This is a genomic window from Achromobacter pulmonis (assembly GCF_002885955.2).
Lineage (GTDB): Bacteria > Pseudomonadota > Gammaproteobacteria > Burkholderiales > Burkholderiaceae_B > Achromobacter > Achromobacter pulmonis_A.
Genome location: NZ_POQS01000022.1, coordinates 1 through 9,624 on the forward strand (window position 1 = coordinate 1; position 9,624 = coordinate 9,624).

Sequence of the window (9,624 nt, forward strand, 5' to 3'; positions counted from 1 at the left end):
TTTGCCGTTGGCACCCGTGCCATACAGAAAGAAGAGCGCGTGCTCACGTGTCGACCCGGTCAGGGCATACCCCGCCATCCGGGCAAGGTAGGCCTGCAAAGCCTGATCACCGCCCGTGACCTCATTGAGAAATTGCCGCCATGTCGGGCAATCGCCCGCAGGCGTGGCCGTCGTGATCTTGGTCAGCCGATCCAGGCGATCGTGGGAGCGCAGCACGCCATTCTTGAGATTCACCACACCACCAGGCGTGTTGAGCAGCCAGGGGTCGGCATCCCACTCGTCGGCAGTAGCGGCATGACGCCGATCGGAGCGTGCCAGCCGCTCCAAGCCAGCCACGGTGCCGCTGCTGGCAAGTTTGGCTGCTACCCGGTGCGAATCGGCCTTGAGCGCGGCCTCCCGACAGATCTGCCGCATCAGGTGGTGCGCGGCCAGGGTCTCCTCGGTTTGCCAGCGCTTGCCGGTCCAGAACACCCACTTGCCCCACAAAGCGACATAGCGCCAGTCCTGGGCGTACCGACCCGAGAAGGTCAGCGCCAGCGCGTCTTCTGTGGCCCACACCGATTGCTCGGTCGGATCTGCCGCCTGTGTGGCGTCTGCTGTCGACGGCTGGAACTGGATGCGCTCACCATAGGCAAGGAAGGCCTCCACATCAAAGCCCTCCGCAATGGCATCAGCCGCGTCCCAGCCATCGGCAGACCCTTGAGGATCTTGCGCCGTGGGATTGGCCGGCGGCATCAACACCGCGCAATGCTGGGCACCGGCTGCCATGACCGCTTCGGCGGCATTCATGGCGTATTCCCAGCCGGGTTTGTCGCGGTCAGGCCAAATCAGGACATGCTTGCCCTGGAGAGGCGACCAGTCGGTCTTGTCGATGGGCGCGTTGGCACCATGCATCGCAGTGGTCGCGCAATGGCCAGCGTCGATCAAGGCCTGGGCGCATTTTTCGCCTTCGACCAAAATTACCTCATCGGCATGGGCAATGCCAGGTTGGTTGAACAACGGCCTCGGATCGGGCGGCGCCATCTTGCGGCGCTTGGCATCCCAAGGTCGGAATTCCTTGCGCCCAGGGCTGGGCTCATAGCGATACACGCAGGCAATCAGACTGCCGTCGGCGGCCAGGTAGTCCCACTTGGCGGTGGCTGGCCCCAGTTCATCCACCGGCGCGCTTGCCTTGCGTTTGGCGGGAGGCACGACGGGGGCACGGCCGAGCAGCTCCCAGGCGAAACCCAGGACGGCCGCGAAATCACGATGCGTGTCCCAATGGCGGTGCGCAGCGATAAGCGCAAAGACATCGCCACCATTACCCGTGGCGCGGTCGATCCACAGGCCCGCCCGTTCGCCGTCCAGTTCGATCTCCAGGCTGCGGCCCGGACTGCCCAGCACATCACCGACGACGAATTTGCCGTGTGTCACCTTGCCAGCAGGGAATAGGGCAAACAGTACCCCCTCCAGTCGCGCCAGCAAGGCCGAACGCAGCTCATCACGTTCGGCATTCCCGTTGGGTGATGGAACAGCAGGGTCGTGGTCATTGAAATCAAGCATGGGCACCTCCTTCGTCGGTGTCTGCCGGATTCAAGTAGCCCGCCTTGATAGCGATCTCGCGCATGAATTCAGGTGACAAATCGACGAGGTCGCACCAAAGTTCCAAACGCCCGTCCTGGAAAAATCGCCGGGCCTCGGCACGCTGATGCTTCGAGGGTGAGCACAGGTCCACGAACGCCTGTTTGATCACGGCCACGACCAGTCGCGATTCCGGGCACACGACAGCCACATGACGCAGCAGCAGACGCTCCAGCAGGGATGCGCCGATCAGGGGCTTCTGGCGACGGGCGGTCACCGCCAATGCCTCGCTCACGGGTTGAGGAAGACGAGCATTCATGACCGCACCCCCGATGCGTTCACACCCTGCTCGCTCCAGCACCGACGCGCCCAGGCGCAGTACTTACACTCGTAGAAGCTCGGCTCAGACGCCACCCGCGGCAGCAATTCACCGGCCTCGGTCGCCTGGATTACCTTGACGGCGCGATCCGACATGCGCTGCGCCAGCGCTGCATCAAACGGAACCAGTTCCAGCCAGAGCTCCTGGGTGTCCTTGTTGATGGCGGTGAACAGCGCAGGCTGGGAGGCGATGCCAGGAATACTCGGCTCCATGTACGCCTGATAGATCGCCATTTGCGCGGCGTAGATCGGCTTGGTTACGGTCACGCCCTTTTTGGCGGTATCGCGCCAGTTCTTGTCGTTCATGGTCTTGCACTCCCATAGCATGGGGAACGACAAGCCGAGTTCGACAGGGGCGCCAGCGATCACGCCATCGACATGCCCCTGAATACGGCCATCCGCGACGGAGAAGCCAAATTGCTCGCCATCCTGCTTGCGGGTGTAGAGTTCGAAACCAGCCAGGCGCAGCCAGCGAATGGCCAGGTCCTCCATGATGTGGCCGACCTCAAAGATCCGCAGCGTGCGACCGGGCAACTCAGCACCGTCGTCCACCGGCGCATCGACGTACTCGTATTGCAGGGCGCGCTCGCAGGGCACACCGAGGCGTGAGGCGCCCAGATAGCGCCGGCGTGCCTGATGGCTGCGCTCGGCTTGCAAGGCTGCATCCAGCCGCATTGACACCTGCTCGTGCAATTTGGGTTGATGGTTCAGGTCGATCATCAAAATGGAATCCTGTGGTGGTCGCCACCCGTGCCGGCAGTGGCCTTGCGGCTGGCGAGTTGTTCAAAGAAAGTACGGTCACGCTCGACCATGCGTTCGTGCTCGGCCAACATGTGGGCCTGATAGGCGTCGACCACGACCTCCACCAGGCGCAGGACTTCGTCCTTGCCGTAATCGGCCAAGGGGCGATCCATGCCGATGGAAGCGACGTACTCGCCCAAGGGGCCGAGTGCGGATTGCATAGCGGCGAGCTCCATGTCACTGGGATCAATCACGGCGTCCTCCTGAAACTGGGTCAGGCGCTCCATCAGCCGGGAGAAAGCGTTTTGGCAAGGCATGGAACAGAACACCCAGCGATCGCTGTAGCGACGGGGGTCGGAGCGCCGCAAGCGCGGGTTGAAATACCCTAGGCCTTTGGCTTGGCGGGAGCACACGGCACATCTCACGCTACCTCCCGAAACTCGGCCATCACCGCATCGTTGGCCGCCGTCACCAGACGCTGAATGGCCGTCTTGTTGAACTGAAAGGTCAGCAGCGCCGAAGCCTGATAGCGGGTCAGACTGAAATCCGCGCGCAGCGGCGCAGGCAGGTAACGCAATTGGCCGGGTGTGGGTGACTCCTGCAACCAGCGACGGGTCTTGTGGGCGGCATCGTCGACTTCCTGGTCATTGAGCCAGTCATTGGCCTGGGCCAGGCACACCGTACGTTCGCCCGCACCCAGCAAGCGCGCGGGCAGTTTCTCAGCGCCGCCGACTGCGTACCAACGTCCGCTCAGGAAGAAGACCCCAGCCCAGGCTTTGAAGCCCGTGGCCAGCAGTGCGCAGTCGTCGCCGAACAGGTCACACCAGGCAAAGTTGGAGCGCTTGAGCAGATCGATTTCGGTCATCACGAAATCGCTGATCTGGTGACGCGTCTCCTCGATCTCCTTGGCAAAGCGGTGACCACACAGCGGACACTCGCGACTGGCCATCGGCACTTCGGCATCACACTGAGGACAGCGCTTGGTCGGCGCCTCGCCATCACCGCCGAAGCCATCCAGATCGACCTCCTGCTCCAGACTGCCGTGGCGCAGGGAGGCGGTGCCAAAGTCAAGCACCACGCAATCCGTCTTGATCACGCCCGGGTGTTCAGTTGGGTCGACCACGCGCAGGCCACGCCCGACCATCTGGATCAGCGTGGACTTGTAGGAACTGGGCCGCAACAGCACGATGCAGGAGGTCGGGGTGTAGTCGTACCCTTCCGTGAGCACCGCCACATTCACCAGCACCATCACATCGCCGGTTTCATAGGACGCCAGCGTGGCTTGTCGCTCGGCAGGTGTCATCTCGCCATGAACCACAGCGGCCCGAACCCCCGCCGCGTTGAAGGCCTGGCAGACGGCATGGGCATGATCCACGGTGGCAGCGAATGCAATGGTCTTGCGCCGGGCCGCGTGCGCCTGCCAGTGCTGAACCACCGCCGCATTCACAGGCGTGGTGTTCATGATGGATGCCACGGCATTCATGTCGTAGTCGTCGGTCAGTTTGCGAACGCCGTCGAGCGCGTCGCGCGTGCCGACATCGACCACGAAGGTGCGCGGTGGCACCAGATGGCCAGAGCGAATCAGCTCGCCCAGCCGGATCTGGTCCGCCACGTTGGAGAACACCTCGCGCAGGCCCTTGCCGTCCCCGCGATTAGGCGTGGCGGTCACGCCATAAATCAGCGCATGCGGGTTCTTGGCCAGGACCGAGTCGATGACCAGTCGGTAGGTGGGCGCCGCGCAGTGGTGAGCCTCGTCGATCACCAGCATGTCCAGCGTGGGCATCTTCTCGAGGTTGCGTGCCAAGGTTTGCACCATGGCGAAGGTGGCCTGACCCGACCACGATTTCTGATGCGCATCGAAGACCGAGGTGCTGACGTGCGGATTGACGCCGCCAAACTTGCTCAGGTTTTGTGCGGTCAATTCGTCGCGGTGCGCCAAGATGCAGGCCTTGGCGTCCGGATGTTGAAGAAACTCCCCGGCGGTGCCGGACAGGCATATCGTCTTGCCTGCACCGGTCGGCGCCACGCCGAGGGTGTTGCCATGGGCTTTTAGGGCCGTGACGCAGCGGGTGACGAATTCCCGCTGCCGAGGACGCAGCATCATCGCCATCCCTCCTTATTGCGCCCAGGCGGGACGGGTGGGAACGGCAGGCGCCGATGACATAGGAGGCGTACCGGTGGGCGGAGCCGAGGATGCGTGGCTTGGGGTGCGCATAGGTTGCCCCATCAGCGCGGCATACTCCTTGTGATCCGGCTGAATGGCGGCCTTGATGACGTTTTTGTCGTCGCCGTTCTGATCCTTTTCAACATCGATGCGGGCGACGAACTCCACGCCATCCAGATCGGCAAACCCCTTGATACGGCGCGCACTCTGCGCCTGCGGCGAGTTGTCGGCCGGATGGATACCTCGTGCCGAGTTCAGGATGGCGCGCAGGAAGCTGCGGCCGATGTGGGTCCACTCCGGGCCCTTGGGACTGGACAGGCCAATCAGCCCGAACACCACGCGTTTGGCAAACGGTCCTTCCAGAATGGTGAACTTGGCGTTGAGATAGATGGCGCCGGTTTTGTCGGAACGGGTCGCGTAGCCGCCCGTCCACCCTTCGCTCGGATCGTCATAACCGCCCGGGCGAATGGCCATGATGACCTTGGCCAGGGTCTTTGGCGGGATCAGGGCGTACTCGCGCTGGTCCTCGGCATCGTTGAAGTCACTCCAGGCTGCGTTGTGGTTGTAGCTGTTCATGAATACTCTCCTGCTTATTGCGCGCGCGGCGCGGTGATCTTGGAAATGAGGCGGCCCAAATGCGGCTCCTCGACGACCTCCAGTCGTCCGGAACGGTCTTTGGCGGGGTAGCCCCAGGGATTGATGTGCTGGCAGACGAAGGCCCGATAAGGGGTGCCGTCATCCGACTTGAGCACCACCATCGAGATGACCTGATCGACAATGCCGGGCAGTTCCAGCGCAGCTTTGGAGCCCTCGATCTGCGGGCTGAACACTTTGCGGTTGAAGTCGTCGAGCTTTTCGTCGAGGATCCCGACCAGCCAGATGTCCTTGTCACGGACATGCTGCAACTGGGTGAGCCACCCGACCAGTTCGCTGGCATGCAGGCCATAAGCACCACGCGTGTCGGGCTTGCCGGTTTTTTCGGAGAAGGCCTGCGGCTGCCCCTTGGCCCACTGCAGACACAGGCGCCCCGCAACCGTGATCGAGTCCACAAAGATCAGCGAGTACTTGGCCAGCATGGCGGGATCGCCATACAAGGCACACACTTGGTCGTAATGCGCCTGGCTGTAGGACTGGTCGTCACGCAGCGCGGGGTTCGGGCCGCCGATGTAGCAGGCCAGATCGCGGCATTCCTGCCAGGTGCGTGGCCGCACGCTGTCGCCAGGCCAATCCAGCACGGCCAGATCGCCAGCCTCCAGGTCAATGAACAGGGTGCGGGTCGCATCGGCGGTTTTGAGCAGCGTGGTTTTGCCCACACCCGAGGGGCCAAGGATCACGCCTTTGGAGCCACGCTTTTCTGCCAAGCGCTGCTCGGCGGTGATGAAGGGAAAGCTCATATCAGACCTCCCCACCAAAGATCTCGGTGACCTTGTCCGTGCCGAGCGCGCCCCGGGCGCGGGCCAGATCGTGCAGGCGGCGCAAGGAATGCAACTGGCAGGAGATCTCAGACGAGCGGGCTTCCAGGCCCTGGATAGCGAAGGCCAGGTCATCGACGGATGCCTGATCGAGGGGAAGGCGGTCGATGTCGGTCTGCCCGGCGTGGCCCGGCACGCGGATGGTTTCCGGCAGGTCCGAAAGGGACAAGGTTTTTTTGCGCAGGGATTCGATGAGGTTTTTGAACATGGTGATTACTCCGAAAGCAGGGCGAGACGGAAGCTGGGCTTGCCCACCTTCACGGTTCGCGCGGGGATGAATTGCTCGCGCAGGGCACTGGCCCAGGCGGAGAACTTGGTCTCTGAGACGCGATAACTGACGTCGATAAATTCGCGGGGGTTGTCGCCGTTGGCGGCAATGCGCGCATCCAGGTTGGCCAGCAGCGCCTGATCCCATTCGACTTTCTTGGGCAGGTCGGCAGTGATACGCACGTCGCCGTCATCGAAATGCACGACACCGCTGTCTTTGCCGGCGACCTGGCGTAGGTGCTTGGCGCGCTCGGCATACTTCAAGTTCAGGGCGTGTTCGATGTGATCGACTTCAGCCTTGGCAGTGGCCAGGCGGTCGGCGACCAGCGTCTTCAGCTGGAACAGGCTGCGGGCATCGAATGCAGCCAGATCAGTGGCCGGGATGGACAGCACATCCTGCTGTTGCGGGGGCAGATGGCGTTGGTTCATGCCACACCTCCCGCCATGACACGCGACGACGTGCTGCTGTGCAGACTCCTCGCCTCGTACTCCTCGATGTCCTCGACGCGGTAGAGGACGCGGCCCTGCAATTTCAGGTACACCGGCCCGATACCGGCAGATCGCCAACGCTCGAGCGTGGCCTCCGCGACATTCCAGCGCTCAGCCAGTTGGCGCTGATTCAGGTGTTTGACACTCACGTTGATCTCCTTTCAGGTGATTGCGAAAACGTGAGTGCAGTTTGGGATTCAGGGGGTGGGCAAACCGGTGGGCAAGGTGGACGCAAAAGGTGGGCAGATCAGGCAATTGCTGCCCGTGCCAGCATCCAGATGAAAAAAACGCCTGCAGTGGGTGCAAGCAGACCGATGAGGGGTTGTGAGGCGAAGAGGACCGGGTTCTGCCGTGATCAGGCCATCGGCCGAAACCCCAGCAACCGTCGCTGCTCATTCCAGTCCACGGGCACGTCCGCCTGCCGGCCCCGGATCGCGTGAAGATTGAGGTGGCGCGGCTGCCGCCCATCCAGAATGGCCTGCACGATGTCTGGTGCGAGGCGCGTGAGCCGCAGCACCTCGGCGACCCAGCCAGGCTCCAGCTTCAATTGCCGCGCCAGTTCGGTGGCATTGGCGACCTCACCGCTGTCGAGCAGCTTTTGCCAGTAGAAAGCCTTGCCGATCGTGCGGATCATGGGCAAGTCGAATGATGATCGGACCTTGGCATCTTCCTGACCAGGGGGTGCGATCAACAGTTTGCGGGTATGCCGGCGCTTGATGGTCAAGGGGACGAAGGTCACCGCCGAGCCCTGGCTCTGGTATTCACGCGACGGACCCGACACCGATATCTCGATCTTGCAACGTTGCGGGGTGGATTGGCTCATGCCATCACCTCTTCATCATGGCCGAGGCGCCCCATGGCGGGCGCATCTTTCTGCTCCACCACAAAGGGGTGCCGGGCCAGTTCACGCCGGAATCGGTGCCATCCGTCTTCACGCCAGACAATGTCGAGGCCATTCGGGTGCAGTTGCACACGCTCGATCAGCAGCCGCATGATGCGGTGCTGCTCCACCGGGAACATCTGCGCCCAGATGTCACCGATACGGCGCATGGCCACCACGATCATGGCTTCATCAAGTCCGGGTTGCTCCTGCATTGCCAGCACTTCACGCCACACGCCGATGATCATCTCGGGCTCCTGCAACACCCGCAGGACCTGCATCAGCACAGCTGATTCGATTTCAGCGGCCGGCATGGGCCCCATGCTGCGCTGGCCAGGGATGCGTGATGCACCAGCGGCCTGGCGCTTTTCCAGGTAGGGAACGTAGTAGTGGTACCGCTTGCCGTTTTTCTTCTGCGTGTAGGTAGGCAGCATGCGCTGGCCGTCGGGAGCATAGAGGAATCCCGCCAGCAGCGCCGGCGTCTCGTTGTAGCGGTCACGGGTCGTGCTGCGCTTGCGTTGCGCAACGATGGCGTCGACCGCCTCCCATTGCGCCGTCGAGATGATGGGCTGGTGTTGACCTTTGAAAACATCGCCCTTGTGCGTGATCTCACCCAGGTACAGGCGATTGCGCAGCAGCTTGAACAGGTACTGCTGATCAATGATCCGACCGTGGTGGAACTTACCGGTCTGGGTCTCCCAGGACTTTGTCGTGTGCCCTTCGACCTGCAACTCGCGCACCAGACGTGCGGCCGATCCATGCTCGGCGTAACGCATGAAAATCTCGCGTACCAGTACCGCCTCCCTTTCGTTGACGACCAGCTTGCGATCCTTGACGTCATAGCCCAAGGGAGGCACACCGCCCATCCACATGCCCTTGGCCTTGCTGGCGGCAATCTTGTCGCGGATGCGCTCGCCGGTGACCTCACGTTCAAACTGGGCAAAAGACAGCAGGATGTTGAGCGTCAGGCGTCCCATCGACGTCGTGGTGTTGAACTGCTGGGTCACGGACACGAATGAGACTCCGTGCCGATCAAAGACTTCCACCAGTCGCGCGAAGTCAGGCAGGCTGCGCGTGAGGCGGTCAATCTTGTAGACCACGACGATGTCGATTTTTCCGTCCTCGATATCGTCCATCAATCGGCGCAGCGCAGGCCGCTCCATGTTGCCACCCGAGAAGCCACCGTCGTCATAACCATCGGCCACAGCGATCCAGCCTTCGTGGCGCTGACTGGCAATATAGGCAAGCCCAGCGTCACGTTGCGCCTCCAGGCTGTTGTATTCCATGTCCAGGCCTTCATCGGTGGACTTTCGGGTGTAGACCGCACAGCGCCGCTTGGGGGTAGTGGCAGGCGTTTGCGTATTGGAGTGAGGAACAGGTCTTCTCATGCCAATGCCCCCTGACGCTTGGGCGCGGGTTGGCGCAGTCCGAAGAATGCCGGCCCAGACCAGGCGGTGCCGGTAATGGCCTTGGCCACCCCAGACAAGCTTTTGTAGGCACGGGCCTGGTATTCGAAACGCCCATCGTCCAGGACTTTGACCTGATGGGCAATGCCGTTGTACTCGCGGATCAGGGTGGCCCCCGGCGCCAGCTGGTTTTCTGCTCTGCGCTTCTGGTTCGGCACCTCACCGGTCTCACCGATTTTTTCCAGGCGGCGCTTGAGCGATGAGGAC

Annotated in this window: 13 protein-coding genes; all 13 read right to left on the reverse strand. The window is 62.4% G+C overall.

Annotation, left to right across the window (positions count from 1 at the left end; genetic code table 11):
- Nucleotides 1–1,542, reverse strand: a 1,542-nt coding sequence (locus C1I89_RS33140) for a hypothetical protein (RefSeq protein ID WP_102776373.1), incomplete at its 3' end; no start/stop codon positions are given.
- On the reverse strand, nt 1,535–1,879 hold the full coding sequence (locus tag C1I89_RS33145; protein ID WP_146196978.1) for a hypothetical protein: 345 nt from the start codon (nt 1,877–1,879) through the stop codon (nt 1,535–1,537). The genes C1I89_RS33140 and C1I89_RS33145, both read right to left, overlap by 8 nt.
- Entirely contained in the window at nt 1,876–2,658 is a 783-nt protein-coding gene (locus C1I89_RS33150; RefSeq protein ID WP_102776366.1) for a PD-(D/E)XK nuclease family protein, read from the reverse strand. The genes C1I89_RS33145 and C1I89_RS33150 overlap by 4 nt, the downstream gene beginning before the upstream one ends.
- The gene (locus tag C1I89_RS35520) at nt 2,658–2,933 is read right to left on the reverse strand and encodes a DUF6511 domain-containing protein (RefSeq protein WP_258231578.1); all 276 of its coding nucleotides are present in this window, start codon (nt 2,931–2,933) and stop codon (nt 2,658–2,660) included. Before C1I89_RS35520 ends, C1I89_RS33150 begins: the two co-directional genes overlap by 1 nt.
- A 167-nt stretch (nt 2,934–3,100) precedes the next feature.
- On the reverse strand, nt 3,101–4,783 hold the full coding sequence (locus C1I89_RS33160) for a DEAD/DEAH box helicase (RefSeq protein ID WP_102776368.1): 1,683 nt from the start codon (nt 4,781–4,783) through the stop codon (nt 3,101–3,103).
- A 12-nt stretch (nt 4,784–4,795) separates the two neighbouring features.
- Nucleotides 4,796–5,419, reverse strand: coding sequence for a hypothetical protein (locus C1I89_RS33165; RefSeq protein WP_102776369.1), 624 nt, complete (start codon nt 5,417–5,419; stop codon nt 4,796–4,798).
- Nucleotides 5,420–5,433: 14 nt separating this feature from the next.
- A complete protein-coding gene (locus tag C1I89_RS33170; protein WP_011886414.1) occupies nt 5,434–6,237 on the reverse strand; it encodes an ATP-binding protein in 804 nt (267 codons plus the stop codon).
- Nucleotide 6,238: 1 nt separating this feature from the next.
- Nucleotides 6,239–6,523: a hypothetical protein gene (locus C1I89_RS33175; protein WP_011886415.1), complete on the reverse strand. Its 285-nt coding sequence runs from the start codon at nt 6,521–6,523 to the stop codon at nt 6,239–6,241.
- Nucleotides 6,524–6,528: 5 nt separating this feature from the next.
- A complete protein-coding gene (locus C1I89_RS33180; protein WP_102776370.1) occupies nt 6,529–7,011 on the reverse strand; it encodes a hypothetical protein in 483 nt (160 codons plus the stop codon).
- Nucleotides 7,008–7,220 carry a helix-turn-helix domain-containing protein gene (locus C1I89_RS33185; RefSeq protein ID WP_011886417.1) on the reverse strand — a complete coding sequence of 71 codons (213 nt, stop codon included), beginning with the start codon at nt 7,218–7,220 and terminating at the stop codon, nt 7,008–7,010. Before C1I89_RS33185 ends, C1I89_RS33180 begins: the two co-directional genes overlap by 4 nt.
- Nucleotides 7,221–7,426: 206 nt before the next feature.
- Nucleotides 7,427–7,894 (reverse strand): hypothetical protein, encoded by a 468-nt coding sequence (locus C1I89_RS33190; protein ID WP_102776371.1) that lies wholly within the window; start codon nt 7,892–7,894, stop codon nt 7,427–7,429.
- Nucleotides 7,891–9,339 carry a recombinase family protein gene (locus tag C1I89_RS33195; protein ID WP_102776372.1) on the reverse strand — a complete coding sequence of 483 codons (1,449 nt, stop codon included), beginning with the start codon at nt 9,337–9,339 and terminating at the stop codon, nt 7,891–7,893. The genes C1I89_RS33190 and C1I89_RS33195 overlap by 4 nt, the downstream gene beginning before the upstream one ends.
- A partial coding sequence (locus tag C1I89_RS33200; protein WP_146196979.1) for a DUF2924 domain-containing protein occupies nt 9,336–9,624 on the reverse strand: 289 nt, incomplete at its 5' end. The genes C1I89_RS33195 and C1I89_RS33200, both read right to left, overlap by 4 nt.